Annotated in this window: 27 protein-coding genes and 1 tRNA gene; 14 read left to right on the forward strand and 14 right to left on the reverse strand. The window is 72.6% G+C overall.

Annotation, left to right across the window (positions count from 1 at the left end):
- The first annotated feature begins 14 nt into the window (after positions 1–14).
- Complete coding sequence (locus tag ACXJKB_RS00445; protein WP_457184532.1) at positions 15–848, forward strand: DUF4097 family beta strand repeat-containing protein; 834 nt, start codon at positions 15–17, stop codon at positions 846–848.
- Between the two features lie 162 nt (positions 849–1,010).
- On the opposite strand, the gene ACXJKB_RS00450 is transcribed toward ACXJKB_RS00445, so the two are convergent.
- From ACXJKB_RS00450 to dcd, 7 genes are all read right to left on the reverse strand, one after another.
- Positions 1,011–2,372 carry a calcium-binding protein gene (locus ACXJKB_RS00450; protein ID WP_457184533.1) on the reverse strand — a complete coding sequence of 454 codons (1,362 nt, stop codon included), beginning with the start codon at positions 2,370–2,372 and terminating at the stop codon, positions 1,011–1,013.
- An 89-nt stretch (positions 2,373–2,461) separates the two neighbouring features.
- A complete protein-coding gene (locus ACXJKB_RS00455) occupies positions 2,462–3,412 on the reverse strand; it encodes a siderophore-interacting protein (protein ID WP_457184534.1) in 951 nt (316 codons plus the stop codon).
- A complete protein-coding gene (locus tag ACXJKB_RS00460) occupies positions 3,409–4,272 on the reverse strand; it encodes an ABC transporter ATP-binding protein (protein WP_457184535.1) in 864 nt (287 codons plus the stop codon). Before ACXJKB_RS00460 ends, ACXJKB_RS00455 begins: the two co-directional genes overlap by 4 nt.
- On the reverse strand, positions 4,269–5,354 hold the full coding sequence (locus tag ACXJKB_RS00465) for a FecCD family ABC transporter permease (RefSeq protein WP_457184536.1): 1,086 nt from the start codon (positions 5,352–5,354) through the stop codon (positions 4,269–4,271). Before ACXJKB_RS00465 ends, ACXJKB_RS00460 begins: the two co-directional genes overlap by 4 nt.
- A complete protein-coding gene (locus ACXJKB_RS00470) occupies positions 5,351–6,385 on the reverse strand; it encodes a FecCD family ABC transporter permease (RefSeq protein WP_457184537.1) in 1,035 nt (344 codons plus the stop codon). The genes ACXJKB_RS00465 and ACXJKB_RS00470 overlap by 4 nt, the downstream gene beginning before the upstream one ends.
- Complete coding sequence (locus ACXJKB_RS00475; protein ID WP_457184538.1) at positions 6,385–7,434, reverse strand: iron-siderophore ABC transporter substrate-binding protein; 1,050 nt, start codon at positions 7,432–7,434, stop codon at positions 6,385–6,387. Before ACXJKB_RS00475 ends, ACXJKB_RS00470 begins: the two co-directional genes overlap by 1 nt.
- A 205-nt stretch (positions 7,435–7,639) precedes the next feature.
- Positions 7,640–8,215 carry a dCTP deaminase gene (gene dcd / locus ACXJKB_RS00480; protein ID WP_191193528.1) on the reverse strand — a complete coding sequence of 192 codons (576 nt, stop codon included), beginning with the start codon at positions 8,213–8,215 and terminating at the stop codon, positions 7,640–7,642.
- A gap of 56 nt (positions 8,216–8,271) precedes the next feature.
- Here dcd and ACXJKB_RS00485 point away from each other — a divergent pair, with 56 nt between their 5' ends.
- The 5 genes from ACXJKB_RS00485 (at position 8,272) to ACXJKB_RS00505 (ending at position 12,453) form a co-directional block, all read left to right on the forward strand.
- Positions 8,272–9,045: an SGNH/GDSL hydrolase family protein gene (locus ACXJKB_RS00485; RefSeq protein WP_457184539.1), complete on the forward strand. Its 774-nt coding sequence runs from the start codon at positions 8,272–8,274 to the stop codon at positions 9,043–9,045.
- 42 nt (positions 9,046–9,087) lie between these two features.
- Positions 9,088–9,163: transfer RNA gene (locus ACXJKB_RS00490), tRNA-Gly, on the forward strand.
- Between the two features lie 282 nt (positions 9,164–9,445).
- Entirely contained in the window at positions 9,446–10,678 is a 1,233-nt protein-coding gene (locus ACXJKB_RS00495) for a hypothetical protein (RefSeq protein WP_457184540.1), read from the forward strand.
- A 1-nt stretch (position 10,679) separates the two neighbouring features.
- The gene (locus ACXJKB_RS00500) at positions 10,680–11,819 is read left to right on the forward strand and encodes a hypothetical protein (RefSeq protein ID WP_457184541.1); all 1,140 of its coding nucleotides are present in this window, start codon (positions 10,680–10,682) and stop codon (positions 11,817–11,819) included.
- A 1-nt stretch (position 11,820) separates the two neighbouring features.
- Complete coding sequence (locus tag ACXJKB_RS00505) at positions 11,821–12,453, forward strand: DUF2461 domain-containing protein (RefSeq protein ID WP_191193532.1); 633 nt, start codon at positions 11,821–11,823, stop codon at positions 12,451–12,453.
- Positions 12,454–12,456: 3 nt separating this feature from the next.
- Here ACXJKB_RS00505 and ACXJKB_RS00510 read toward each other — a convergent pair whose 3' ends face one another.
- Positions 12,457–13,200, reverse strand: coding sequence for a hypothetical protein (locus ACXJKB_RS00510; protein WP_457184542.1), 744 nt, complete (start codon positions 13,198–13,200; stop codon positions 12,457–12,459).
- A gap of 8 nt (positions 13,201–13,208) precedes the next feature.
- Positions 13,209–13,715: a SigE family RNA polymerase sigma factor gene (locus ACXJKB_RS00515; protein WP_457184543.1), complete on the reverse strand. Its 507-nt coding sequence runs from the start codon at positions 13,713–13,715 to the stop codon at positions 13,209–13,211.
- Positions 13,716–13,870: 155 nt separating this feature from the next.
- On the opposite strand from ACXJKB_RS00515, the gene ACXJKB_RS00520 reads away from it, so the two are divergent.
- Positions 13,871–14,404, forward strand: a complete 534-nt coding sequence (locus tag ACXJKB_RS00520; RefSeq protein WP_457184544.1) for a hypothetical protein — start codon at positions 13,871–13,873, stop codon at positions 14,402–14,404.
- A gap of 9 nt (positions 14,405–14,413) precedes the next feature.
- Here the strand turns inward: ACXJKB_RS00520 and ACXJKB_RS00525 are convergent, their stop codons facing one another.
- Both ACXJKB_RS00525 and ACXJKB_RS00530 read right to left on the reverse strand, forming a co-directional pair.
- Positions 14,414–14,872, reverse strand: a complete 459-nt coding sequence (locus tag ACXJKB_RS00525) for an RrF2 family transcriptional regulator (protein ID WP_300047892.1) — start codon at positions 14,870–14,872, stop codon at positions 14,414–14,416.
- Positions 14,873–14,994: 122 nt separating this feature from the next.
- Positions 14,995–15,900 carry a sulfite exporter TauE/SafE family protein gene (locus ACXJKB_RS00530; protein WP_457184545.1) on the reverse strand — a complete coding sequence of 302 codons (906 nt, stop codon included), beginning with the start codon at positions 15,898–15,900 and terminating at the stop codon, positions 14,995–14,997.
- 289 nt (positions 15,901–16,189) lie between these two features.
- On the opposite strand from ACXJKB_RS00530, the gene ACXJKB_RS00535 reads away from it, so the two are divergent.
- The 5 genes from ACXJKB_RS00535 (at position 16,190) to ACXJKB_RS00555 (ending at position 21,537) form a co-directional block, all read left to right on the forward strand.
- Positions 16,190–18,064, forward strand: a complete 1,875-nt coding sequence (locus ACXJKB_RS00535) for an acyl-CoA dehydrogenase (protein WP_457184546.1) — start codon at positions 16,190–16,192, stop codon at positions 18,062–18,064.
- Between the two features lie 152 nt (positions 18,065–18,216).
- Entirely contained in the window at positions 18,217–19,095 is an 879-nt protein-coding gene (locus tag ACXJKB_RS00540) for an ABC transporter ATP-binding protein (protein ID WP_457184547.1), read from the forward strand.
- Positions 19,092–19,892: an ABC transporter permease gene (locus ACXJKB_RS00545; protein WP_457184548.1), complete on the forward strand. Its 801-nt coding sequence runs from the start codon at positions 19,092–19,094 to the stop codon at positions 19,890–19,892. The genes ACXJKB_RS00540 and ACXJKB_RS00545 overlap by 4 nt, the downstream gene beginning before the upstream one ends.
- The gene (locus ACXJKB_RS00550; protein WP_457184549.1) at positions 19,829–20,935 is read left to right on the forward strand and encodes a sensor histidine kinase; all 1,107 of its coding nucleotides are present in this window, start codon (positions 19,829–19,831) and stop codon (positions 20,933–20,935) included. The genes ACXJKB_RS00545 and ACXJKB_RS00550 overlap by 64 nt, the downstream gene beginning before the upstream one ends.
- Positions 20,932–21,537, forward strand: coding sequence for a response regulator (locus tag ACXJKB_RS00555; RefSeq protein ID WP_457184550.1), 606 nt, complete (start codon positions 20,932–20,934; stop codon positions 21,535–21,537). The genes ACXJKB_RS00550 and ACXJKB_RS00555 overlap by 4 nt, the downstream gene beginning before the upstream one ends.
- Before the next feature lie 27 nt (positions 21,538–21,564).
- Here ACXJKB_RS00555 and ACXJKB_RS00560 read toward each other — a convergent pair whose 3' ends face one another.
- Both ACXJKB_RS00560 and ACXJKB_RS00565 read right to left on the reverse strand, forming a co-directional pair.
- Entirely contained in the window at positions 21,565–22,062 is a 498-nt protein-coding gene (locus tag ACXJKB_RS00560) for a hypothetical protein (RefSeq protein WP_457184551.1), read from the reverse strand.
- A 98-nt stretch (positions 22,063–22,160) separates the two neighbouring features.
- Positions 22,161–22,373: a DUF6458 family protein gene (locus ACXJKB_RS00565; protein WP_457184552.1), complete on the reverse strand. Its 213-nt coding sequence runs from the start codon at positions 22,371–22,373 to the stop codon at positions 22,161–22,163.
- Positions 22,374–22,511: 138 nt separating this feature from the next.
- Here ACXJKB_RS00565 and ACXJKB_RS00570 point away from each other — a divergent pair, with 138 nt between their 5' ends.
- Complete coding sequence (locus tag ACXJKB_RS00570) at positions 22,512–23,375, forward strand: maleylpyruvate isomerase family mycothiol-dependent enzyme (protein ID WP_457184553.1); 864 nt, start codon at positions 22,512–22,514, stop codon at positions 23,373–23,375.
- Positions 23,372–24,310, forward strand: a complete 939-nt coding sequence (locus ACXJKB_RS00575) for an oxidoreductase (RefSeq protein ID WP_457184554.1) — start codon at positions 23,372–23,374, stop codon at positions 24,308–24,310. The genes ACXJKB_RS00570 and ACXJKB_RS00575 overlap by 4 nt, the downstream gene beginning before the upstream one ends.
- Here the strand turns inward: ACXJKB_RS00575 and ACXJKB_RS00580 are convergent.
- Positions 24,307–25,809 carry a hypothetical protein gene (locus ACXJKB_RS00580; RefSeq protein WP_457184555.1) on the reverse strand — a complete coding sequence of 501 codons (1,503 nt, stop codon included), beginning with the start codon at positions 25,807–25,809 and terminating at the stop codon, positions 24,307–24,309. The two genes, ACXJKB_RS00575 and ACXJKB_RS00580, sit on opposite strands and share 4 nt — an antisense overlap.
- Positions 25,810–25,826 lie beyond the last annotated feature (17 nt).

Below are 25,826 nucleotides of genomic sequence, written 5' to 3' on the forward strand. Positions count from 1 at the left end.
CCTCAGGAGACCCGATGAGCAACCAGCTGGACCTCACCTTCGACACCCCGGAGCCGATCGGCCTCTACGTCGAGAACGGTCGCGGGACCGTCGACGTGACTGCCACCGACACCACCGAGACCACCGTCCGCATCACCGGGGAGCGCGCCGACGAGTTCGACGTGCGCGACCTCGGCGACCGGATCGCCATCATCGCCCCGCACCGCAGCGGCGGGTTCCTCGGCAAGGACCCGCGCGCCGAGATCGTCGTCGAGGTCCCCGTCGCCAGCGGGCTCCAGGCCAAGGTCGGCAGCAGCGACGTCGCGGCGCACGGCCGGTTCAGCGACACCCGCGTCGACAGCGGGTCCGGCGACGTGTCCCTCGACGTCGTCGACGGCGACACCCTCGTCCAGACCGGCTCGGGCGACCTGGTCGCCGAGCACCTCCTCGGCGACGCGCGCATCAAGTCCGGCTCGGGCGACGTCGTCGTACGCCGTGCCGAGTCCGCGCTGGTCGTGACGACCGGCAGCGGCGACGTCCGCGTCGAGTCCGCCCGCGACGAGCTCGCCGTCAAGACCGGATCGGGCGACGCCCACGTCCTGTCGATGGGCGGCGAGGCGGTGTTCACCACCGGCTCGGGCGACCTGGTCGTCACCGAGGTCGCCTCGGGCCGCGTGACCGCCAAGACCGCGAGCGGCGACGTCCGCATCGGCGTCGTGTCGGGTACGCCGGTGTGGACCGACGTCCGCACCGCGAGCGGCCGCCTCACCTCGACCCTGCCCAGCACCGGCGAGCCCGCGCCCGACCAGCCCTACCTCGAGGTGCGTGCCACCACCGCCTCCGGCGACGTCACCCTCCACGAGAGCTGACCGCAGCCACCCGTTCCGTCCTCACGTCCGAGCCGAAAGGAGCATCGCCATGCATGACTCACTCACCGACATCGAGCTGATCGCACGCCACCGCATCGCCGAGCGCGTGCGCTACTTCCCCCGCGCGCCCCGCACCAAGCGCCGCTGACGCCCGACGGCCGATCAGCGTCGCTCGCAGGAGCGCAGCTGCTCGCCCTTCACGCAGAGGTCCCGGCCCCGGCTGCCGTCCAGCAAGTCGCGGCCGGGGCCTCCGTCGAGCACGTCGCCCCGGTAGCCACCGATGAGCACGTCGTCACCGCCGCCGCCGTACGCGTGGACGGTGGCCTTCTGGATCCAGCGGAGGCGGAAGAGCTCCGGGCGGGCTCCCCCGCGGAACTCCACGAGCCCCGGTCCGTCGTTGCCCTCGACGATGAACTCCTCGGTGCCGGTCATCTTCGCGAAGAGCCCGCCGCCCACCGTGATGCGCCGCTTCGGCACGTGGATCGTGAGGTCGTACCGGTTCTTGCCGCCGACGTACGACGTGAGCTGGATCCTGTCGCGGCCGTTCCCGCCGTTCACGACGCGGGAGCCGTCAGCCTTCTGGCCGCGTCCGATGCCGAGCTCGAACGTGTCGTCCCCGCCACCGCCTCGCGCCCTCGTCTGCTGCGAGGTGGCGAACAAGTCGTCGCCGGGTCCACCGTCCAGCCTCGTGCCGGCAGCGTCACCCGCGGAGACGAGGTAGTCCTCGCCGTCCTCCCCGGCGAGGATGTCGGCGCCGTGGCCGCCCTCGACGATGTCGTCGCCGGCGCCGCCCTCGACCACGTCGTCGCCGGGGACGAAGGTGTCGTAGTTGCGCTTGTCGGGCGCCCAGCTGAGGTCTCCGTGCACCAGGTCGTCGCCGGGCCCGCCCGTGATCGTGTCGTCTCCGCCGCCTCCGTGGATCTGGTCGTCGGCCGGCCCGCCGGTCAGCACGTCGTCGTACGGCGAGCCGACGATGCCGGTGAACTTCCCTGCCGGCGTCGGGGCGAACGTGTCGGTGCCCTCGCCGGTCGCGGTCAGCGTGGTGAGGTCGACGGTGACCGGTCCGGCGGCGTTGGCATAGCTCACCTGGTCGGCGTAGACGCTGTCGACGAAGTCGATGTCCTTCCAGCCGCCCTGGAAGCCCAGGTCCACGAAGTCGTCGCCCGGGCCGGGCTCGATGACGTCGCCCCAGTAGTCGTCGTCGGGGTAGTACTCGTCCAGCCCGCCGAAGAGCCGGTCGTCGCCGGCTCCGCCGACGACGTGGTCGTCGCTGCCGAGGCTGCAGATCGTGTCGCTGCCGGCCCCGCCGTCGATCCGGTCGCGCCCGTCGGTGCCGACGATCACGTCGTCCCCGGGCGTCCCCACCACCCACGGCTTGGGCCACGTCGTGGTGGACTGCACGACGATCGTGGCCGTCTTCCCGTCACAGGTCGGCGCGTCGGCCGACGCGGGTGCGGCCAGGGTCGGGGTGACCGCCAGGGCGGTGGCCAGACCGAGCGCGGCGCTCAGGGACGTCGTACGCATGCGGGCTCCTTCGTCGGTGCTGTCCGCATGGAGACGTGCGCACGGGCCGGGAAGTTGCGAGCTCCCCGCCCGGTCGTGGAGCCGGCCGCTCAGGACTTCATCGCGACACCGCGACGCCAGTAGCCCATGAAGGCGACCTGGCTGCGGTCGAAGCCGAGCTCCTTGACCAGGTGGCGGCGCAGGCCCGTGACGACCTTGGACTCGCCCGCGATCCACGCGTAGGTGCCGCCCACGCCCGTCACGTCGCCCGGGACGTCCTCGCCGGAGGAGGAGTAGAACGGCGTCTCCCACAGGTCGGGGTCGACCTCGTCGGGAGTGACGTCGACGTGGGCGCCCGGGATGCCCAGGTGGGCGACCACGGCGTCGTGCAGGCCGAGGCCGAGCTCGTCGCCCTCGCGGGCCAGCCACACGACCTCGACGCCCGCCGGACCGCGTACGTCCTGGACGTCGGCAGCCAGAGGCACCTCGAGGAACGCCGTCCCCCGGGCGTCGTCGGGCAGCTGCTCGAGCACGGTGCAGACGGCGGGCACAGCAGTCTCGTCGCCCACGAGGAGCAGGTCGGCGCCGGGGCCGGGCGTGAACTCGATGCCGCCGTAGGGGTAGCCCCGCCGCGGCGCGAGCAGCGCGATCCGGTCACCGACCGTGGCGCGCGAGGCCCAGAGCGAGCCGGGGCCGACCATGTCGCCGTCGAGGTGGAGCACCATGTCGACGACGAAGGTCGTCGCTGCCCCGGAGCCGAGGACGTCGCGGATCGTGTAGGTGCGCATGTGACCGCGCTCGGCCGCCGGACGCTCGAGCCAGGTCGAGAACCAGGTCGCGTCGGCGCCCTCGGTGGAGGTGATGCCGCCCGTCTCGGGGTCCGGGAGGATGAGCTTGATGCGCTGGTCCCAGCGTGGACCGTCGACACCGAACTCGGCGAGGTCGGGGCTGCCGAGCTCGACGCGGACGAAGGTCGGCGAGAGCCGCTCGACCGCGACCACCTCGACCTCGGTGAAGAGCATGGGCAGGGCGGCCTGGTTCGAGCTGGCGGTCACGGTCATCGGATCTCCTGGCTGGCGTGGCGGGCAGGGGTGGACGGGCTGGGGCGTCGCGGCTGGTGGCGGCCGACGGGCACGACGAGGGGCGTGTGCGAGACCGGGTCGTCGATCACTCGGTTGTCGAGGCCGAACACGGTCCGCACGACCTCCTCGGTGACGACCTCGCGCGGACTGCCCTCGGCGACGATCTGCCCCGTGTGCAGGGCGACGAGGTGGTCGGCGTAGCGGGCGGAGAGGTTGAGGTCGTGGAGCACCATGACGATCGTGGTGCCGCGCCGGGCGTTGAGCTCGGCGAGCAGGTCGAGCATCTCGACCTGGTGCGCGACGTCGAGGTAGGTCGTCGGCTCGTCGAGCAGCAGCAGGTCCGTGCCCTGGGCGAGCGCCATCGCGATCCACACCCGCTGGCGCTGGCCGCCGGAGAGCTCGTCGACGACGCGGTCGGCGAGCCCGAGGGTGTCGGTGAGGGCGAGGGCCTCGGCGACCGCCTCGTCGTCGGCGCTGRTCCAGCGGCCGAAGGGTCCGTGGTGCGGGTGCCGGCCGCGGCCCACGAGGTCGGCGACGGTCACGCCCTCGGGCGCGACGGGGTTCTGCGGCAGCAGCCCCAGCGTGCGGGCGACCTGCTTGGTCGGCAGCCGGTGGATCGCCTCGCCGTCGAGCAGGACCGAGCCCGATCGCGGCCGGAGCAGGCGGGCGAGCCCGCGCAGCAGCGTGGACTTGCCGCACGCGTTCGCACCGACGATGACGGTGATGCGGCCGTGCGGGACCTGCAGGTCCAGGTCGCGCACGACGGCGGTGTCGGTGTAGCCGAGCGTGAGGCTGCTGGCCTCCAGCCGGGCGGGCTGGGTGGGTGTGGCGGTGGTCATGCCGCCCTCCTTCCACGGTGTCCTCTGAGGGGGCCGCGGGCGAGCAGCCAGAGGAGGAACGGGGCACCGAAGGCGCCGGTGACGACGCCCACGGGCAGGTTGAGGTCGGCGAAGGCGTAGGCGCCGGCGTAGTCGCCCGCCAGCACGATCACCGCCCCGACGAGAGCGGCCGCCGGGAGCGTCGTACGTCCGTGGTTGAGGGCGCGGGCGATCGGCCCGGACAGGAAGGCGACGAACGCGACGGGGCCCGCCGCGGCGACGGCGACCGCGACGAGCAGCACGCCGAGGAGCATGAGCAGGTCGGTACGGCCGCGCCCGACGCCGAGGCCGGYGGCCGTGTCGTCGCCGAGCTCGGTCGCGCGCAGCGAGCGGGCGACCCACGCAGTGGCAGGCAGCAGGACGGCCAGGGCGAGCGCCAGCAGCCCGATCGCCTGCCACGCGACGCCGTTGACGCTGCCGGTCAGCCAGCGCAGCACCAGCTGGACGTCGTACTCGTCGACGCGGGTGAAGACGTACTGGATGACCGACTGCATGGCAGCGGCGAGGCCGATGCCGGCCAGGACGAGCCGGAAGCCGCCGTGGTCACCGGCGACGGCGCGCACCGCGAGCGCGACGGCGAGGGCACCGACGATGGCGGCGGCGGAGACCGGCCAGCCGGTCCAGCCGGCCAGGGCGATCACCGTGATGGCGGCGGCGCTCGCACCGAGGCTCACCCCGACGATGTCGGGGCTCGCGAGCGGGTTGCGCAGCGTGGTCTGGAAGATGGCACCGCCCACGCCGAAGGCCACACCGACCAGCACGGCCAGCACGGCCCGAGGGAGCTTGGACTCCATCACGATGTAGGTGGCGCCGGGGATCTGCTCCCCGCCGAGGATGCGGACGAAGTCGGGGACCGTGACGGTGTAGTCGCCCAGCAGGACGCGCGCGGCGAAGGCGCCGACCAGCGCGACGAGCAGGCCTGCGAGGAGGCGGCGGTGGTGGCGCACCGGCGCGCGGCGCGCACGGCGTACGACGTCCAGGGCGTCCGGGGTGGACGGCGTGGGCGGCTCGGTGGTGAGGGGGCGGCCGAGGGTCACGGTCACAACGCCCTCCCGGTGCGGCGGATCAGGGCGAGGAAGACGGGGACGCCGACGACGGCGGCCATGATGCCGACCTGCACCTCCGACGGCGGCAGCACGACGCGGCCCACCGTGTCGGCGACGACGACGAGGACGGCGCCGCCGAGCATGGAGAACGGGAGCAGCCGGCGGTGGTCGGGGCCGACGAGGGCGCGTACGACGTGGGGCACGACGAGGCCGACGAAGGCGATCGGCCCGGCCAGGGCGGTCGCCGTGCCGGCGAGCAGGACGATCGCGAGCGCGATCACGAGGCGGTCGCGGGTGGTCCGGCGGCCCAGGCCGCGGGCCAGGTCGTCGCCGAGCGCGAGGGTGTTGAGCAGGCGCGCGCCGGCGAGCGCCAGCGCTGCGCCGAGGAGCAGGAACGGGAGCCCGGCGAGGAGCACGTCGGTGCCCCGCCCGGCGACGGTGCCGACCTGCCAGAAGCGGAAGCTCTCCATCGTCTTGCGGTCGGCCAGGAGCAGGCCGGTGGTCCAGCTCGCGAGGCCGGCGCTGAGGGCCGCGCCGGTGATCGCGAGCTTCATCGGCGTCGCGCCGTCACGGCCCAGGGACGCGATGCCGTGGACCGCCGCCGCCGCGACGGCGGCACCGACGAAGGCGAGCGGGAGGAACTGGCCCATCCCGGAGAACCCGAAGGCCGTCATCCCGACGACCATCGCGAAGGTGGCTCCGGCGTTGACCCCGAGGATGCCGGGGTCGGCGAGCGGGTTGCGGGTCAGGCCCTGCATGACCGCCCCCGCCAACCCGAGGGCGGCGCCGACGGCGAGGCCGAGGAGCGTGCGGTCCAGGCGGGCCTCGACCACCGCGTGCATGGGATGTGCGGCGTCCCAGACGGCGGCGAGCGGCACCGCTCGCGCCCCCACCAGCAGCGACAGGGCGCCGGCACCGGCCAGCGCCACGATCGAGATCGCGACGCTGGCCGGCAGGGCGGGACGACGCCTCTGGCCTCCCCCCGGAGCCCTGGAGACGTCGTCCCGCGTCGGGACGAGGGCGGTCATCAGCCCTCGATGGCCTCGACCACGTGAGGCAGGAAGTCGCTCACGATGACCGGGATGGACAGAGGTGTGGGGTTGGTGGACGCCATCGCGTTCTGCTTGTCGGTCTCGGCGTACCAGTGGCCCCCGGCGATCGCGGGGATCTGGCCGAGGAGCTTGTCGTTCTCGATCGTCTCGACGTTGTCGGGCGAGTCGACCCAGGTGAGGAACACGTCGGAGTCGAGGTCGGCCGCTTGCTCGGCGGAGACCGTGCCGTAGAACTCGCCCGGCTTGATGGCGTCGGCGACCGCCGGCGCGTCGACCATGCCGAAGTCGCGCAGGATCGACACGCGCGGGTCCTCGGGGGCGTACATGCCGACGGTGGAGAGGTCGGTGGCGGCGAGGTAGCCGTAGATCAGCTCCGCGCCCTCGAGCTCGGGGTTGGCCGCGGCGGCCTCGTCGATCGTGGCCTGGGTGTCGGCCGCGACGTCCTCGGCGAGCGCCGTACGACCGAGCGCCTCGCCGACCATCTCGAGCGAGGTCTGCCACGGAGTGGTCCAGGGCGCCTCCGGGTAGGCGACGACCGGCGCGATCTTGGAGAGCTTGGCGTACTCCGCCTCGGTGATGCCGGAGTTGGTCGCCAGGATCAGGTCCGGTGCCAGCTCGGCAACCTCGTCGATCGGCGCGCCGTCGGCGTCGTCGTAGCGCACGGGCGCCTCGGCGCCGGCCTCCTCGACGGCCGCGTCGAACCAGTCGGTCGAGCCGCCGTCGTTGCCGCCCCACGTGATCTTGGTGGCGCCGACGGGGACGACGCCCAGCGCGAGGGCGTGGTCGTGGTCGGTCCAGCCGAGGGTGGCGACCCGGGTCGGCTCGGACTCGATGGTGGTCTCGCCGAGCGCGTGCTCGATGGTGACCGGGAAGGCGTCGGGGTCGACGGACGTGGTCGACGTCGGCTCCGCCGCGGCCTCCGTGCCGCCGCTGGTGGACCCGGTGCTGCAGCCGGCGAAGGCTGCTGCCAGGACGGTGGCCGTGGCCACCTTGATCAGGGTGGGCGCGGCGTGGCTTCGCTTCATCAGGGCTCCGTGTGCTCGGTAAGGCAAGGCTAACTTAGGGAAGCCTAACCACACAGCGCCTGATTAAGACAACAGGGGTGTGCCRTAATCCGCGATGTGGACCACGCGGTGGTCCACCGGGTTCCGGTTGCCCGGGGCGCGCGAGGACGACCGTCCCCCGGTGGACTACCCCGGCAGGAGGCGGGACGGTGACGGCGTACGCCGCTCAGATGGACGTGCGGTGGAACCCCTGGAACGACCGGCTCGGGGTCGGGCCGCGCTGGCCCTGGTAGCGCGAGCCGTACTTCTCGGAGCCGTAGGGGTGCTCGCTCGGCGAGGAGAGCCGGAAGAAGCAGAACTGCCCGATCTTCATGCCGGGGTAGAGCTTGATCGGCAGCGTCGCGACGTTGGCCAGCTCGAGCGTGACGTGGCCCGAGAACCCCGGGTCCACGAACCCTGCGGTCGCGTGGGTGAGCAGGCCGAGCCGGCCCAGCGACGACTTCCCCTCCACCCGCGCGGCGACGTCGTCGGGCAGCGAGACGACCTCGTACGTCGACCCGAGCACGAACTCGCCCGGGTGCAGGATGAACGGCTCGTCGCCCTCCGGCTCGACCTCGCGGGTCAGCTCGGACTGGTCGGCCGCCGGGTCGATGTGGGGGTAGCGGTGGTTCTCGAAGACGCGGAAGTAGCGGTCGAGCCGGACGTCGATGCTCGAGGGCTGCATCATCTGCGGGTCCCAGGGCTCGAGGGCGATCCGGCCGGCGTCGATCTCGGCGGCGATGTCGCGATCAGAGAGCAGCACGCGGCCGACCCTAGCCTCAGTTTCGAGACGGCGGCCCTCGTGGCCACAATGGATCGGTGACCTTCCACCGCTACGTCGCACTGGGCGACTCCTTCACCGAGGGCGTCGGCGACCCCGACCCCGCTCGACCCAATGGCCTGCGCGGCTGGGCCGACCGCGTCGCCGAGGTGCTGGCGCAGCAGACCGACGACTTCGGCTACGCCAACCTCGCCATCCGCGGTCGCAAGCTCGGCGCCATCGTCACCGAGCAGGTCGACGCGGCCCTCGCCCTCCAGCCCGACCTGGTCACCATCCACGGCGGCGGCAACGACGTGCTCCGCCCGCGCGTCGACATCGACGCCCTCGCCCGGACGTACGACGACGCGATCGCGCGACTCACCGCGACCGGCGCGCACGTCGTCATGTTCACCATCTTCGACCCCGGTGCCGGCGGGATCTACGGCCCGATGCGCGGCCGGATGGCGATCTTCAACGAGTGGGTCCGCGAGATCGCCGACCGCCACGGCGCGAGCGTCGTCGACATGTGGCGGATGCGCGACATCGAGATCGCCGGCGTGATGGACACGGACCGGATGCACCTCAACAGCTCCGGCCACACCCACCTGGCCCACGCCGTCCTCGAGGCCATCGGCGTCGAGCACGGCCTCGACCCCGTGACCGTCGGTCCGCTCCCCGTCCTCGGGCGCCGCGAGACCTGGGCCGCCAACGCGCAGTGGACCCGCGAGTTCCTCGTGCCGTGGGTGCACCGCCGGCTCACCGGGCGCTCGTCCGGCGACACCGTCGCGCCGAAGCATCCCGCCCTCTCCAGCGTGCGCCCGCCGGTCCGGTAGCCCCGTCTAGTAGCATCTGGCCCGCCGTCACCGGACGGCACTGCGGATGTAGCTCAGTTGGTAGAGCGCGACCTTCCCAAGGTCGATGTCGCGAGTTCGAGTCTCGTCATCCGCTCCACGTTCGTCTCCCGCACGCACCGCCCGCCCCCAGCGGTGGCCCACCCACATTCCCGGCCCGCGGAATGTCGCTCACGCACCGCCCGCCGGCGCACCCCGGCGTGTCGCCGTACGAGCGGTGGCCCACCCACATTCCCGGCCTGCGGAATGTCGCTCACGCACCGCTCGAGCGACCGGAGCGCACCCCCACATCCCCCGGATGGGGCAGGAGTGAGACTTGCGACTTCTGGGGCCAGAGAGGACAGTGAGGCGTCCGTCTGTCTCGGATCGAAGGTCTTCCCCCATGCCTGCACTTCCCCGCCCGACCCTCCGCAAGGTCGCCCACCGCATCGCCGACGAGGACACCTCGCGCCCGCTCTGGCGCCACCCCGTGACCATCGCCGCAGCGGCGCTCGCGCTCACCCTCGGCGCCGTCCCGCTCCTCCCCGACGGCGGGCAGGACGACCGGAGCGAGATCGCCCCGACCGCCGAGACGACCCGTGCTCCCGGCGCCGTCGGCCGCGGCGGGGTCACGCCCGCGATGCGGGCCGAGATCGACCGCGTGCTCGGCGAGGGTGCGGCCCTCGACCGCGCGGAGGGGCGTACGGCGCTCGCGCAGGCGTCGGTGCGGTGCGCGACCTTCGAGGGCCAGCGCTACTGCCTCGGCTTCGGCTGGACCAACCAGTCGGAGGAGGCCCTCGCGGCACGGCTGGAGACCCGCCCCACGGCCGGCACCAACGAGCGCACCGGGGACCTGGACGCCGACGGGCTGCTGGCCCGCGCCCAGTCGCGTACGTCGACCGCACGCACGGAGGCGGAGCGCGCCGAGCTGACGATGGCAGCCCGGTCGGTCGGCAAGGTCTGGATGCTGCGCCACGAGATCCAGGGCGTGCCGCTGCCCGAGGGCTTCGCCGCGCGCCACCCCGAGGTCACGGCCGGCATCGAGGCCCGCGGCGGCTTCGGGGAGTCGTACCCGAAGCGTTCGAAGATCCTCAGCAGCAAGGTGGCCCAGGCCCAGAACACCACCTACTGGTGCGGCCCGGCGACGATGCAGGCCATCGGCTGGGGCTCGCAGGAGAAGCGGAAGAACCAGTCCTACTGGGCCCGCCGCCTCGGCACCACCACGGCCGGCACCGCGATCACCGACATGGTGCGCGTGGTCAACAACAAGACCGACTACGACGAGGACACCCACGCCGGTCCCTACGTCGTGCTCGACATCAGCGACTTCAGCTTCAAGCAGTGGTACCGGCTGATGATGCGCCACATCCACGACTACGAGGCGCCCGTCGTCCTCCACCCGTCGCTGCTCACGCAGTACTACCCCTACCTCGACGACGACGCGAGCGGCCACTTCCAGGTCGGCCGCGGCTTCGACCAGAACCCGGGCGGCAACCCGCAGCTCGGCTACTTCGAGCCGTGGGACCAGTCGAAGTTCGACCCCAGCGAGCCGGCCATCGGCCGCGTGCAGTGGCGCAACGCCTACCGCTCGTTCCGCGCCAACCTCGCCCACTTCCAGCACAACATCGGCGTCTGACGTGCGCGGACGTACGACGGCCACGCTGGCGCTGCTGCTCGCGCTGACCGGCTGCGCCGGGACCGACGAGCCCGACGGGCCGGACCCGGGCCACGATGCGAGCCACGACCCCAGCCACGACCCCAGCCACACGGAGACCCCCAGCTCGACCGACGAGCCCGCCGACCTGCCGAGCGGCGGCCCGGTCGACGACCCGGTCGAGGTCGAGCCCGCATCCGCGCCGCTGGACTGGCAGGACACGGGCGTCGAGGCGGGCACCCGTTACGTCAAGGGTCCGGAGTGGGAGGCACTCGGCGACGCGGGTGACACCACGGTCGAGCTCGCGCGCGACGGCAAGGCCGTGACCGTCGCGGCCGGCCGCGGGCGCACGATCTCCGAGGTCCTGATGAGCGAGGAGTGGGCCGTCGTGGTCCGGCAGGACAAGGCCGAGACCGACCCCAGCGAGGTCGCGGTCGTCGACCTCACCACCGGCGAGACCGGCGAGGTCGCCACACCCCCGGCGGCGAGCGGCGGCTCGTGGGCCCTCACCGCCGGCGACCTCTACTTCCCGACGTACGGCGACGGCGGTGCCTACTGCCTGGCCACCGCGGCCCTGGCCGACGACAACGGCGAGGACGGCTGGTGCGCCCCCGACCGCAGCGGCTTCTCCGGGCTGACGGCGAGCGAGCACGGGGTCGGGATGATGACCTTCGACGACGCCCGCCCCGTGGCCTGCCGCACGGCCAACCTCCTCGACGACAGCGGCGTGCCGCAACCGCTCGAGGGTCCGGACGACTGCACGGCGTGGGACGTCGCGGCCACCGCCGACGGCGCGGTGTGGTCCGAGGTGCCCAACCCCCGCCGACAGGAGGAGGCCCGCTTCCACGCCTCCGCCGACGGCACCTACTTCGACCTCGGACCGGGCACGACCGGCACCGCCGTCCCCTGTGGTGACTCGGTCTTCTTCGTCCGCGACCCGCAGGGTCCCGACGAGCCCGCGCGACTGATGCGCTGGACCCCGCAGCGCACGCTCGAGGTCGCCTACGAGTCCCCGTCGACCGGCAACGCCTTCCTCGGCGAGCCGACCTGCGGCGGTGGCGTGCTCACGCTGGCGTCGTACGGCGAGAAGGGCGACCAGCACGTCTGGGCTACCGTCTCCTGACGTGAGCTTCACCGGATTCCCCGTCGCCGCGCTCGACTTCTACGACGACCTCGAGATGGACAACACCAAGTCCTTCTGGGAGAGCCACAAGCACGTGTGGAAGGAGTCGGTCGAGGCGCCGACGAAGGCGCTGATGGCCGCGCTCGAGCCCGAGTTCGGGACGGCCAAGGTGTTCCGCCCCTACCGCGACGTCCGGTTCGCCAAGGACAAGACGCCCTACAAGACCCACCAGGGCGCGTTCGTCGCGGCCGGCCCCCGCACGGGCTGGTACTTCGAGATCTCGCCGCGGGGCACGCGGGTCGGGGCCGGGTTCTACGACGCCGACGGGCCCACCCTTGCCGCGATCCGCGACGCGATGGCCGACGACAAGACCGGCGCAGCCCTCGACCGGCTCCTCAAGCGCCTCGAGAAGGACGGCTTCGAGGTCGGCGGCGAGCAGCTGAAGACGTCGCCGCGCGGCTACGACACCGACCACCCACGCATCCACCTGCTGCGCCGCAAGCAGCTCTTCGTCGGCCGGTCCTACGGCTTCGAGGCCGACGCCATCGACGCCGGGCTCGTCGACCGGGTGCGCGCCGACTGGAAGTCCCTGCGCCCGCTCGTCAGCTGGCTGCGCGCGGTCCCGGTCGACTGAGGATCACTCGAACCAGTAGTCGTTGGCCACGATCTGCGTCAGCTGTACGACGCTGAGCGGCGGCTCGTCAGCGAGCGGCGGCGAGTCCCTGCGCTCCGCTGCGTTGCACGAAGTGACGTACACCTCGTGCCTCGACCGCTCGACGCTGGCACCCTGGCAGGTGACCCCGTCGTCGTCGGCCGGGCCCCACGTCAGCAGCAGGACACCGTCCTCGATCTCCTGGCACGACCCGCCCATCGACTCCGCGTCGCTCTCGCACGACGAGGACGACGACCCCGGCCCGGGGCCGATCATCCCGAACTGAGTCACCATCCCGTCGAGGCGGACCGTCACGACGCGGTTTCCCGGCTCGCCGAGGTGCACGTCCGGCTTCCCCAGCGCCACCGACACCGGGGGGTCGAGCAGGGACAGCGCGACTGTCGGCACCTTGGCGGCCGGGATGTCGCGCAGCCGGCCGGAGGACGTCGGCGTCTCGGTGGGCGTCTCGGTGGCGGTCACGCTGGGTCCGTCGCTGGCGATGTCGGGGTCGCGGGCGCTGTCGGCTCCGCCGAGCCGGGGTACGACGACCGCCAGCCCACCGACGACGCCGATCACGGCGAGCGAGGCGACCGTCGTACCGATCCGGGCGCGGCGCCGGCGCGAGCGTCCGCGGGCGATGCCGCCGCTGACGAGGCGGTCGACGTCGGGGGTGAGGCCGTCACTGGCACGTTGGAGGAGCTCGGTGACGCCGGTGTCATCGGTGGACATGGGTTCTCCTAGATCTCGAGCAGGTCGCGGAGGGACGGCCCCAGCACGGCACGGAGACGGTCGAGGGCGCGAAGCGTGCGGTTGCGCACGGCACCCGGACTGACCCCGAGGGCGTCCGCGGTGTCGGCCACCGACACGTCCTCGAGGAAGCGCATCACCAGGACCGCGCGGTCCAGTGGTGCGAGCTGGGCGAGGGCGGCCCGGAGGGCGAGCGTTGTGGCGGCGTCGCCACCCTGCTCGACCCGCTCGGGCAGGTCCTCGACCGGCGCCTCGTGGTTGCTGCGACGGCGCTGGGCGCTGATGTAGGTGCGCGTCAACGTCGTGTGTGCGTAGGCGACCGGGTGCTCGATCGGTCCGCCCAGGCGACGGTGCCACCGGACGTAGACCTTGGCCAGTGTCTCCTGGACGAGGTCCTCGGCCCGGTGGGCGTCGCCGCACATCAGCCACGCGGCTCGGTAGAGCTGAGGGGTCCGCGCCACCGCGAACTCCTCGAACTCCTCCTGCGTGCGGGGCATGTCTCTCCCTGGGTTGTTCGGCGTCACCCGTACAGACGCACGGGAGCCCCGTCGCGTCACACCACCGTAGGCATCGGTTCGGGCGACCTGCGGAGTTCGACCGCCCGTGGCGCAGCGTTCACCCAGGGGTCGGGTGCGTGGCCGAGGCTCGCGCCATGGCCAAGAGACTGTTTCTCCTCCACCTCGGTCCCGACGCGGTGGACATGTCGTCGATGGCCGAGGCGCTGGCGGTCGGCGGCGTCCGGCCCCCCGCCGTGGACGACGACGCCCTCGCCCACGCCCAGGTCGAGATCCTGCGCGCGCACCGGTCGGCCGGCCTCCGGCGCAAGGACGTCGAGGGAGCCTGGGCGCGGGTGTGCCGACGTGCCCGCAAGAGCGGCACGGACTGCTTCGTGAGCATGCCGGAGTGGTTCGGGGCGACGCCCGAGCAGGCGGCACTGGCGCTGGACGGCCTCGCGGACTTCCGCGTCGTGCTCGTGACGACGAGCGGGTTCGCCGACCCGCCGCGCGCCTGGCTGTCGCTGGTGAAGGACGGGCGCTCGCACGTGCTGCCCGCCCGGCTCAGCGACGAGCAGCTGGCCGCGCAGGTGGCGCGGATCGCGCTGATGGAGGAGGAGGCGCGCCTCGACCGCCGGCTCGCCAAGGTGACCCGGCGACGCCGGATGCTCGACCGGAGGCCGGCCGCCTGACGCGTGCGGTCAGTGCGGCTGCCAGGCGTCGTCGTCCTCGGTGAGGGCCGAGACCGCCTGCGGCAGCGTGCCGTCGGCCAGCTGCTGGATGGTGACCTGCTCGAAGACCATCCGGAGCGAGTGCCGGGCAGCGATCCACACGTGCTGCAGCACCTGCGCGCTGTCGTCGTACTCGACCGCCTCGGGGCGCAGGCCGTAGACCGACACGAGCGGCCCGTCGACCGCGCGGATCACGTCGGCGACCGTCACCGACTCCGGCTTGCGCGCGAAGCGCCATCCGCCGGACTGGCCGCGCTGCGACACCACGATGTCGGCGCGTCGGAGGTCGGCCAGGATCGCCTGGAGGAAGCCGTGCGGGATGCCCTGCGCCTTGCCGAGCTGCTCGGCGCTGACCGCGGTCCCGTCGGTGCGCACCGCGATCTCGATCAGGGCCCGAAGGGCATAGTCGGCTTTGGCGGAGACGCGCATATGCCCAGTTTGTCAGATATGTCGGCAGAGACAGTGCTCTTGGTCGACACGAGGCCCGCACGCACGCGCGTACGCCGCCCCCCGCGGGTGCGGGAGACGGCGTACGTCGAACGACGTGCGGGTCAGGCGGTGGCGGTCTCGAGCTCCGCCTCGTCGACCCGGGCCGCTGCCTTGGACAGGCGCTCCTGCTTGACCGCCCAGACGATGCCGGAGATCCAGAGCACGAAGATCAGCGCGGCGGCGACGGCAACGCCGACACCCGGGACGCCGACGGCCTCGAGCAGCGTCTTGGAGTTGGTGAGGATGATCAGGCCACCGGCGGCCACACCGAGGACGCGGGCAGCGAGGTGCTTGACGAGCCAGGCCGCGATCGGAGCGGCGATCACGCCACCGGCCAGCAGCGCGCCGGCGTAGCCCCAGTTGATCCCTGCGGAGCCGAGGCCGAAGAGGAAGCCGAGCGAGGCGCCGATGGCGACGACGAACTCGGAGGTGTCGATCGAGCCGACGACCTTGCGCGGCTCGAGCCGACCACTGGAGAGCAGCGACGTGGTGCCGACGGGACCCCAGCCTCCGCCACCGACGGCGTCGAGCGTGCCGGCGACGAGGCCCATCGGGGCGAGGAACATCGCGGAGGGGTGGCCCTTGAAGGTCGGGCGCTCGCCGCCGAGGCGGAGGAAGCGGTAGACGACGTAGAAGCCGAGGCTGAGCAGGATCACGGCGACGACCGGCTTGGCGACCGCGGCGTCCATGTTGGACAGCAGGGTCGCGCCGACGAAGGCGCCGACGAACCCCGGCAGCGCGAGGATCGAGACGGTGCGCCAGTCGACGTTGCCGAACTTGTGGTGGGACGCACCGGAGACCAGCGAGGTGCCGATCTCGGAGAAGTGGACGGCGGCCGAGGCGGCGGCGGGAGCGACCCCGGCTGCCAGCAGCAGCGTCGAGGAGGTCACGCCGTAGGCCATGCCCAGGGAGCCGTCGATGAGCTGGGCGATGAGGCCCACCACACCGAGAACGATGAGCTTGCGCATGTTGCGAGGTCCTTCCGGGACGGAGCAGGGAGCAGTAGTCGTGCGACTGGGGTATGTCAGGTGAAAGAGTAGACATACTTAGGGTGATAGACAAAACCGATCTAGCCCGCGGCGTGTCCTTTCACCGCCGCGGTCGGCGATGTCGTACGCCGATCGCCTGCCCAGAGCGGGTTTTCGGCGTTCGTGTTGCGCGAAGCGCGGTTGCGAGGCATCCTTAGTTACTGGCGAGTAGAACTACTCAGTAGGGCTCGCCCCCGAGACCGAACCGCACACGGAACAGGTGGAAGCTGTGAGCCACTACAAGACCAACCTCCGCGACATCGAGTTCAACCTCTTCGAGGTGCTCGGCCGTGACGCCGTGCTCGGCACCGGCCCCTTCGGCGAGGTCGACGGCGAGAGCGCGCGCGAGATCCTCCGCGAGGTCGAGCGGCTCTCCCGCGAGGACCTGGCCGCCTCCTACGAGGACAGCGACCGCAACCCGCCCGTCTTCGACCCGGCCACCCACACCGCACCGGTGCCCGAGTCGTTCAAGAAGAGCTACCAGGCGTGGATGGACTCCGAGTTCTGGCGCCTCCAGGTGTTCGAGGAGATGGGCGGCACCCCCGCCCCCTCGTCCCTGATCTGGGCGCTCGGCGAGATGGTGCTCGGCGCCAACGCGCCCGTGTGGATGTACGCCGCCGGCCCGGCGTTCGCCAACGTCGTCCACCGCAACGGCAACGAGCGCGACAAGGCCGTCGCCCAGCACATGGTCGACCGGCAGTGGGGCTGCACCATGGTCCTCACCGAGCCCGACGCCGGCTCCGACGTCGGCGCCGGCCGTGCGAAGGCCGTCGCCAACGAGGACGGCTCGTGGAACATCACCGGCGTGAAGCGCTTCATCACCAGCGCGACCCACGACATGAGCGAGAACATCATGCACCTCGTCCTCGCGCGCCCGGAGGGCGTCGAGGGCGCCGGCGGCCCCGGCACCAAGGGCCTCTCGCTCTTCTGGATGCCGGAGCACCACTTCGACCCCGAGACCGGCGAGCTGACCGGTGAGCGCAACGGCGTTTACGTCACCAACGTCGAGCACAAGATGGGCATCAAGGTCTCCAACACCTGCGAGGTCACCTTCGGCGACCCGCAGGTCGGCGGCGGCGAGCCGGCCAAGGGCTGGCTGCTCGGCGAGGTCCACAACGGGATCGCCCAGATGTTCCAGGTCATCGAGAACGCCCGCATGATGGTCGGCACCAAGGCCATCGCCACCCTCTCGGCCGGCTACCTCAACGCCCTCGACTACGCCAAGGAGCGGGTCCAGGGCGCCGACCTCACCCAGGCCGCCGACAAGACCGCGCCCCGCGTGACGATCACCCACCACCCCGACGTACGCCGCTCGCTGATGACCCAGAAGTCGTTCGCCGAGGCGATGCGCGCGCTGGTGCTCTACACGGCCACGTGGCAGGACCAGGTGATGATCGCCGAGCACGAGGGCACCACCGACTCCGACGAGGCCCGCCTCGCCGCCGCGGTCAACGACCTGCTGCTCCCGATCGTCAAGGGCTACGGGTCCGAGCGCTCGTGGGTGCTGCTGGGCACCGAGTCGCTGCAGACCTTCGGCGGCTCCGGCTTCCTGCAGGAGTACCCGATCGAGCAGTACGTCCGCGACGCCAAGATCGACACCCTCTACGAGGGCACCACCGCGATCCAGGGCCAGGACTTCTTCTTCCGCAAGATCGTCAAGGACCAGGGCCGCGCTCTCGGCCACCTCGCCAAGGAGATCGAGGGCTTCATCGCCTCCGAGGCCGGCAACGGTCGCCTCAAGAACGAGCGGGCACTGCTTGCCACCGCCCTCGAGGACGCCAACGCCGTCGTCGGCCACATGATCAACGACCTCATGTCGTCGGCCGAGGAGCTGCGCAACATCTACAAGGTGGGCCTCAACACGTCCCGCCTGCTGATGGTGCTCGGCGACGTCGTGTGCGCCTGGCTGCTCCTGCGCCAGGCCGAGGTCGCACTGGAGAAGCTGGCCGGCGACGTGTCGGACAAGGACAAGGCGTTCTACGAGGGCAAGGTCCTCGCCGCCCAGTTCTTCGCCCAGACCAACCTGCCGAAGATCAGCGCCGAGCGCGCCATCGCCGAGGCCACCACCCTCGACCTGATGGACCTCGACGAGGCGTCCTTCTGACAGCTGACCCATCGAGCGGTGGCTCAGCCACATTCCCAGGTCGAGGAATGTGGGTGGGCCACCGCTCGCGGTCATTTCGGATGACAGGTGTCACGGGGAGGTCGTGACACTTCGGTCAGGGACGCGAGGGCGTACGCCGTCACGCTGGACGCATGACACCAGCTGACGTTCCCGCGATCCGGGCCACCGGCCTCCGCAAGTCCTTCCGCTCCACCGACGGCAACGCCGTGGTCGCGGTCGACGACGTGGACCTGACCGTCCAGCCCGGCGAGATCGTGGCGTTCCTCGGCCCCAACGGTGCCGGCAAGACCACGACCGTCGACATGCTGCTCGGCCTCACGGCGCCCGACGCCGGGACGATCGAGGTCTGCGGCTCGTCGCCGGCCGACGCCGTACGGCAGGGGCTGGTGTCCGCGGTCATGCAGACCGGCGGCCTGCTCAACGACTTCACGGTCGAGGAGACCGTGCGCGCGATCGCCGCCCTGCACGGCCGTTCCGACCGGGTCGAGGTGGTGCTCGACCGCGCACGCCTCACCGACCTGGCGACGCGGCGGGTGGAGGCCTGCTCAGGTGGTGAGCAGCAGCGGTTGAAGTTCGCGCTCGCCCTGCTGCCCGACCCGGACCTGGTCGTCCTCGACGAGCCGACCACCGGCATGGACGTCGGCGCGAGGCGGGAGTTCTGGCGGGCGATGCGCGAGGACGCCGCGCTCGGCCGCACCATCGTCTTCGCCACCCACTACCTCGCCGAGGCCGACGAGTTCGCCGAGCGCACCGTCCTGATGAACCACGGCCGCATCGTCCACGACGCCGCGACGACCGACGTGCGGGCGGCGTACGGCGGTCGCACGCTGACCTTCCGGCCACCGGCCGAGGTGGTCGGCACCGACGGCATCGACGTCGACTGGCTCGCTCGGGTGCGCGCCGCCCTCGAGCCGCTGGGCGTCACCGACGTCGACGTCTCGGCCGCGAGCCTCGAGGCCGCGTTCCTCGCCCTCACCGCAGACAACGAGCCGATCGGAGCCGCACGATGACCGCGACCACCGCCACCACCACCCGCGTCACGGACGCCGTGCGCGCCACCCCCCGACCGGCGATGCTCACCTACGCGCGGCTCGACCTGCGTCGTCAGCTGCGAGACCGGATCGGCATGTTCTTCGTCGTCGGCCTGCCGACGTTCATGTACCTCGTCTTCGGGCTCGGCTCCGACGACCCCGTCGGCAGCGGCAACGTCGGGATGTACGTGATGATCTCGATGGCGGCGTACGGCGCGGTCACCGCGACCACCAGCGTCGCCGGGAGCGCCGCGACCGAGCAGGTGATGGGCTGGGGCCGCCAGCTCGGGCTCACGCCCATGCGGCCGCTGGCCTTCGTGGCCGCCAAGGCGGGGGTCGCGATGTCGGTGGCGGCGGTGCCGGTGCTCGCGATCTTCGCCATCGGGGCCGCGACCGGCGCGCGCGGCGACTGGTCGGACTGGGTGCTGTCGGGAGCGGTCGTGTGGCTCGGGTCGGCACTGTTCGCGGTCTACGGCCTGGCGATCTGTCTGGTCTTCCGCGGCCCCAACGCGGCCGGCATCGCGTCCGGGATGATCGTGGTGCTGGCCTTCCTGGGCAACGTCTTCACGCCGATGAGCGGCTTCATGCTCGACCTCGGCCGGTTCACGCCGCTCTACGGCTACGTCGCGCTGGCCCGGTTCCCGCTCACCGACGGGTGGCTTCCCGTGGGTGGTCGCGACGCGCTGTGGCTGCCGGTCGCTAACGTGCTCGCGTGGACGGTGATCTTCGGGCTGGTGGCGCTGTGGGGCGTACGCCGGAGCCGGGCGCGCACGTGACGGCGACGCCGCTGCCCGTCAACCCCTGGGAGAAGTGGGGGTGGGCCTTCGCCGCCATCTGGCTGGTGTTCCTCGTCTTCCCGATCATGTCGGTGCTCGACTCCGACGCGGGCGTGCCGGGCAAGGTCGGCGCCCTGCTGTGCATCGCCGGGTTCGCGGTGGCCAACGTGCTGGGCTACTCCTCCGGCTTCAGCACCTGGTGGGCCATGGGCCTCATGCTCGCACTGGGTCTCGCGACGCTTCCCGTGATCGGCATCGGCGTCATCTCCTTCACGCCCTACCTCGCCATCCTCTCGGCGCTCGAGCTGCCGTCCCCGTGGTGGAAGTGGTCCATCGCGCTCTGGTCGGCCGTCCCGATGCTGTCGCTGCTGGGCCTGGACGAGTTCCCGACCTACTTCTTCCTGATGCTCTGGCCGATCATGATCGGCGGCGTGATGCTGCGGCTCTTCGGTGAGCGGGAGCACGTCGCGAACACCGCGCTCCGCGAGCACGCCATCGTCGTCGAGCGCGAGCGCGTGGCGCGCGACGTGCACGACGTGCTCGGCCACTCCCTGACCGCGCTCTCGGTGAAGGCCGAGCTCGCCGCGCGGCTCATCGACATCGACCCCGCCCGCGCCAAGGAGGAGCTGGAGTCGATCCAGGCCACCGCACGACAAGCGCTGGCCGAGGTGCGGGCGACGGTCGGCGGACTGCGCGCCGGCAACCTCGAGGCCGAGCTCGCCGCCGCACCCCGGGTGCTCGCCGACGCCGGCATCACCACGACCGTCGAGGGGTCCGTCGCCGACACCGACCCGCGCCACCGGGCGCTGCTGGCCTGGGTGCTGCGCGAGTCGGTCACCAACGTCGTACGCCACGCGCAGGCGCGGTCGGTCGTCATCGAGCTCGGCCCCGCCGGCATCGCCGTGACCGACGACGGCTCCGGCTGCGACGGCGCGGAGGGCAACGGCCTGCGCGGCATGCGCGAGCGCGTCACCGGCGTCGGTGGCACCCTCGCCGTCGGCCCGGCCGCCCCCGGCACCCGGGTGGAGGTGGCCCTGCCGTGATCAGGTTGCTGCTCGCCGACGACCAGGCGCTCGTGCGTGGCGCACTGGCCGCGTTGCTCGACCTCGAGGCCGACCTGGAGGTAGTGGCGCAGGTCGGTCGCGGCGACGAGGTGGTCGACGCCGCCCGCGCCTCCGGGGCCGAGGTGTGCCTGCTCGACATCGAGATGCCCGGCCTCAACGGCATCGATGCCGCCGCGGCCGTACGACGTGAGCTGCCCGGCGTGCGGTCCCTGGTCGTCACGACCTTCGGCCGGCCGGGCTACGTCCGCCGGGCGATCGAGGCGGGGGCGTCGGGCTTCGTCGTCAAGGACACCCCGGCCCGCCAGCTCGCCGACGCCGTACGACGGGTCCACGCAGGCCTGCGAGTCATCGACCCGGACCTCGCCGCGGAGTCGCTGATCGACGGGCCGAGCCCGCTCACCGGACGCGAGCGCGAGCTGCTGACCCACGCCCTCGACGGGTCACCGGTGTCCACGATCGCCGCCCGCGTGCACCTCTCCGAGGGCACCGTCCGCAACCACCTGTCCGCGGCGATCGGCAAGACCGGGGCCACCACCCGCAGCGAGGCGGCCCGGATCGCGCAGGATCGCGGCTGGCTGTGAGCCTCACTGGGTGAGTCCCACCTCGGGTCAGCGCGCGTCTCGCTTGGCCTGCCGGCGGGCACCGGCGGATCGCGACGACGCGTCCTTCTTGACGCCCCCGGTCGTCTTGTGGGTCTGACGCGCGCGGCCGGCGGGAACCGCGCCGTCGCCGGTCGTCGGTGAGAGGTCGGGGCCGCTCGAGCCTTGTCGAGCCGCCTCGAGGCGGTCGGCCTTGAGCTCGGCCGCGGCCTGGTTGGCTCGGACGGCCACCGAGCGGCTCACGCGAGCGAGTGCGAGCTCGAACACCTCGGCCTTGTCGCGGTCTCGGGCGTTCTGCGCGAAGCCCTTGCCCCGGCCCCCTGCCTGGTCGACCCGCGCGCTCGCGGCCTTCCGGTAGTTCTTGACGTACTTGCTCCGTGCCCGACGGACCCGGGTGTGGAGCTCGAGGAGATCGTCCTCGCTGAGGTCGGCGATCGCGTCGCGCTCCGTCTCGGCGACGAGCATGCGCTCGGAGTCGGTCATCGAGCTCAGAACGGCCTTGTTCACGTCGGGCCTCTTTCCGCTGGGCGGGTCAGGGCAATCCAGGCTTGGGTCGATCATGCCCGGGTGGTGGTCTGCTCGGCTAGACCCACGGACCCACCCGGTCAGAGCTCGCGACGCTCCTCGACGTGGGTCGTCTTCGAGCGCTGGTTGTTCATCACGAGGCCGAGCACGAGCGCCAGGACCCCGGCGATCACGAGGATCCAGCCGACCGTGGTCGGGTCGACGACCTCCTGGAGGGAGTCGGGGAACTCCTTGATCGCGAAGAGCAGGATCAGGCCGAGGACGAGCAGGAGGATGCCGAGTCCAATTCCCATGACGACTCCTTCGTGACTGGTGCGCGAGGTGCGGGCGGTCGGGGGCAGGACCGCTCCCGCAGCGTAGGGCCGGCAAGGGCCGAACGCGGGGACCCCGCCGCGCCGGGTGGCGTCGGACCGGTCCCCTACCCTCTCCCCATGACCGATCCCGCGGCCGACGCCGCGACCAGCCCCGAGGCCGAGACCGCGACGGACCGGGAGCGGCTCGCCGCGCTCGTCGCGCTCTGGTGGGGGGCCGTCGACTCCTTCACCAAGGTGCTCGAGCACGTCGCCGACGACCAGTGGTCCGCCCCGACCGACCTCCCCGGCTGGGACGTCCGGGCCGTCGCCGCCCACACCGCCCACCTCGAGGCGCTGCTGGCCGGGCGCCCGCACGAGGAGGTCGAGATCGGCGAGGCGCCGCACGCGCGCGGGACGATGGGCCGGTTCACCGAGCAGGGCGTGCTGGCCCGGCGCGACGAGACGCCCGACGACCTCATCACCGAGATCCGCGAGTCGACGACCGCGCGCCACACCCAGCTGCTGGCCGACCCGCCCACCGACGCCTCGGCGCCCGCACCCGGGGCCTTCGGCGCGATCGGCTGGACGACCGGGCTGCTGCTGCGCAACCGGCCGCTCGACGTGTGGATGCACGAGCAGGACGTGCGCCGCGCGCTGGCGATGCCGGGCAACCTCGACTCCGCGGCGGCCATCCACACCGCCGACTACCTCATGGAGAGCCTGCCCTACGTCGTCGGCAAGCGGGCGCAGGCGCCGGGCGGGTCCGTCGTACGCCTCGAGGTGGCCGGCCACCCGCCGGTGACCGTCGCCGTCGGGGAGAACGGGCGCGGTCGTCGCGCCACGTCCGACGACGGCGAGCCGACCGTCACGCTGGCCATGGACCGCGGGACCTTCGTCGTGCTGGCGGGTGGTCGCCGTCCCGCAGCCGCCGCCGACGTACGCCTCACCGGCGACACCGAGCTCGGCGAGCGTGTGGTCGCCTCGCTCGGCGTGACCCCGTGAGCGATGCCTGGACGACCGCCGACATCGGCGACCTGACCGGTCGCACCGCCGTCGTCACCGGGCCGACGCTGGGCGGGCTCGGCTTCCACACCGCGCTCGAGCTCGCCCGTCACGGTGCCCGGGTGGTGCTCGCGGGGCGTACGCCCGACAAGCTCGCCGCGGCGGCCGAGGCGATCACCGACGAGGTGCCCGCCGCCTCGACCGAGTCGCTGGTCGTCGACCTGTCCGACCTGGGATCGGTGCGGGCGGCCGGGGAGGCGGCTGCCGGGCTCGGCCCGCTGCACCTCCTGGTCAACAACGCCGGCATCATGGCTCCCCCTCTTCGCCGCACGGGCGACGGGCTGGAGTCGCAGATGGCGACCAACCACTTCGGCCCGTTCCTCCTCACCGGGCTGCTGCTCGACCAGCTGGCGGCGTCGGGTGACGGTCGTGTCGTCACGCTGTCGTCGCAGGTGCACCGCGTCGCCCGGTCCGCGCCGCTCGCCGACCCGCGCAGCCAGCGCCACTACAACCGGTGGCACGTCTACGGCCAGACCAAGCTGGCCAACCTGCTCTTCACCTTCGAGCTCGACCGGCGGCTGCGGCAGGCCGGCGCGCCGGTCCGTGCGCTGGCCGCGCACCCGGGTCTCGCCGGCACGCACCTCGCCGTCAACGGCCAGCTCGGCACCACCCGCGGCCGGCGCGCAGCCGTCCTCGACGGCGCGGTCAAGCTGGTCTCCCAGTCCGCCGAGGCGGGCGCCCGACCCACCCTGATGGCGGCCACCGCCGACCTCCCGGGGACGACGTACGTCGGACCGAGCGGCCCCGCCGAGGCCGCCGGTCCGCCGCGGATCGTCGGCACCGCGCGACTGGCGCGTGACGAGGTGGCGCAGCGGCGGCTGTGGGAGTGCAGCGAGGAGACGGTCGGGCTCGCCTGGCCGCCGGCTCGGCCCTAACGGCGGTCGTGCACCCGGACCAGCCCGGCCCTCGTGCCGAGGTAGGCCGAGCCGTCGCGGCCGAGGGTGACCGTCGAGCCGTCGCTGCCGGCGAGCAGCCCGGTGCCGGTGCGCACGCCCCATCGCCGGCGACCGGAGTCGGCGTCGATCGCGGTGAGGTACCACGCGCTGACGCCGGTCAGCGAGGGCCGCTTGGCCCAGGCGTAGAGCAGTCCGTTGGGGCGGCTGGCGACGACGCCCGAGGCGGGCGACACGGCGTCGGTGGTCCAGGTCACCGCGCACCCGTCGTCCACCAGGTCGACCCGCGCCACGCCCGCGCCGGCGGTGAAGCCGAGCAGCGCGCGGCGCGAGGAGGCGTAGCCGGCGTCGTTCGCCACCACGACGCCCGCACCCAGGTCGGCGAGGGTGCTGCGGGTGGCGCCCTCCCCCTTGTCGAAGACGGACTGCCGGCAGACCGTGCGACCGTCGTCGCGCGCGAGGAACCGCACGCCCAGGCGGTCCTCGACCTCGTCGGTGATGGCGACCGTCCCGCGGTCGACCAGCACCGGCGCTGAGCCGCTCACGCCGTCGTACTCGCTGCGCCAGGTGACCTGCGGCGTGCCGTCGCCGCCCACGACCAGGCGGTGCACGGCCTCGTCGGTGACGACGTACGCCGCCCCTGCGTCGACGGCGACGTCGTGGCGGACGTCCTCCCCGAGGTCGACGACGCCGACCTGGCCGGTCGTCGGGTCGAGCGTCCCGACGAGACCCGCGTGGGAGGCCCACCAGATGCGGCCCGACCAGTCGGGTGCGACGGAGACGAGGCAGTCGCCGTAGGCGATGTAGGGCTTGAGGTCCCAGGTGGCGTCGGTCTCGAGTTCCGGCTCGCCCTCGTGGGACGTCCGCACGGCGAGCACCTGGCGGTCACCGGTGCCGACCACGGCCCGTTCGGCGTCGTCGAGGTAGAGGGACTCCCCGTCGCAGGCTGAGCCCTCCGGCAGGTCGGGCAGGTCCTGCGACGCCAGCGGCCGCAGGGTCTGGGGGTCGACGACCCGCAGGGCGCGGCCGTCGCCGGCGGCGCAGAGCGCGACGAGGAGACCAGTCGCGGTCTGCTCGAGCCGTCCGCACCGCTGGAGACCGAACCACGCCGTGTCGACCTCGGGTTGGTGGCCGAGCGGTCCCGGAAGGTCGGCCGGCTCGCCGGCGAAGCGGTGGGGGTTGGGCGGGACCTCCTCGGCCGGCACCTGGTGGGGCGACGCCGGGCGACCGACGTACGACGGACCGGCCCACGCGCCCGGGGCCGGCGGGATCGGCAGCCAGCCGTCGGGGACGACCACGACGAGGAGGCCGAAGGTCGCGGCGGTCGCGGCCGTCCGGGCCACGACGCGACGGCTGACGTAGGCGCGGTCCTGGACCCACCAGCGGACCCGCGGGACCGACAGCAGCGCGGCGGCGAGGACCAGGACCACGGGCCCCAGCGCCACCCACAGCAGCAGGAGCGCGCCGACCAGCCAGACCACCGGGCGACTCTAGGCGA

Source organism: Nocardioides sp. P5_E3, assembly GCF_054049275.1.

What these genes read in the sequence shown, in the direction of transcription:
- ACXJKB_RS00445 (WP_457184532.1), top strand. Translation starts at nt 15, where the DNA reads ATGAGCAACCAGCTGGACCTCACCTTCGACACCCCGGAGCCGATCGGC.
- ACXJKB_RS00450 (WP_457184533.1), bottom strand. Translation starts at nt 2,372, where the DNA reads ATGCGTACGACGTCCCTGAGCGCCGCGCTCGGTCTGGCCACCGCCCTG.
- ACXJKB_RS00455 (WP_457184534.1), bottom strand. Translation starts at nt 3,412, where the DNA reads ATGACCGTGACCGCCAGCTCGAACCAGGCCGCCCTGCCCATGCTCTTC.
- ACXJKB_RS00470 (WP_457184537.1), bottom strand. Translation starts at nt 6,385, where the DNA reads ATGACCGCCCTCGTCCCGACGCGGGACGACGTCTCCAGGGCTCCGGGG.
- ACXJKB_RS00475 (WP_457184538.1), bottom strand. Translation starts at nt 7,434, where the DNA reads ATGAAGCGAAGCCACGCCGCGCCCACCCTGATCAAGGTGGCCACGGCC.
- ACXJKB_RS00495 (WP_457184540.1), top strand. Translation starts at nt 9,446, where the DNA reads ATGCCTGCACTTCCCCGCCCGACCCTCCGCAAGGTCGCCCACCGCATC.
- ACXJKB_RS00510 (WP_457184542.1), bottom strand. Translation starts at nt 13,200, where the DNA reads ATGTCCACCGATGACACCGGCGTCACCGAGCTCCTCCAACGTGCCAGT.
- ACXJKB_RS00515 (WP_457184543.1), bottom strand. Translation starts at nt 13,715, where the DNA reads ATGCCCCGCACGCAGGAGGAGTTCGAGGAGTTCGCGGTGGCGCGGACC.
- ACXJKB_RS00520 (WP_457184544.1), top strand. Translation starts at nt 13,871, where the DNA reads ATGGCCAAGAGACTGTTTCTCCTCCACCTCGGTCCCGACGCGGTGGAC.
- ACXJKB_RS00525 (WP_300047892.1), bottom strand. Translation starts at nt 14,872, where the DNA reads ATGCGCGTCTCCGCCAAAGCCGACTATGCCCTTCGGGCCCTGATCGAG.
- ACXJKB_RS00530 (WP_457184545.1), bottom strand. Translation starts at nt 15,900, where the DNA reads ATGCGCAAGCTCATCGTTCTCGGTGTGGTGGGCCTCATCGCCCAGCTC.
- ACXJKB_RS00540 (WP_457184547.1), top strand. Translation starts at nt 18,217, where the DNA reads ATGACACCAGCTGACGTTCCCGCGATCCGGGCCACCGGCCTCCGCAAG.
- ACXJKB_RS00545 (WP_457184548.1), top strand. Translation starts at nt 19,092, where the DNA reads ATGACCGCGACCACCGCCACCACCACCCGCGTCACGGACGCCGTGCGC.
- ACXJKB_RS00565 (WP_457184552.1), bottom strand. Translation starts at nt 22,373, where the DNA reads ATGGGAATTGGACTCGGCATCCTCCTGCTCGTCCTCGGCCTGATCCTG.
- ACXJKB_RS00570 (WP_457184553.1), top strand. Translation starts at nt 22,512, where the DNA reads ATGACCGATCCCGCGGCCGACGCCGCGACCAGCCCCGAGGCCGAGACC.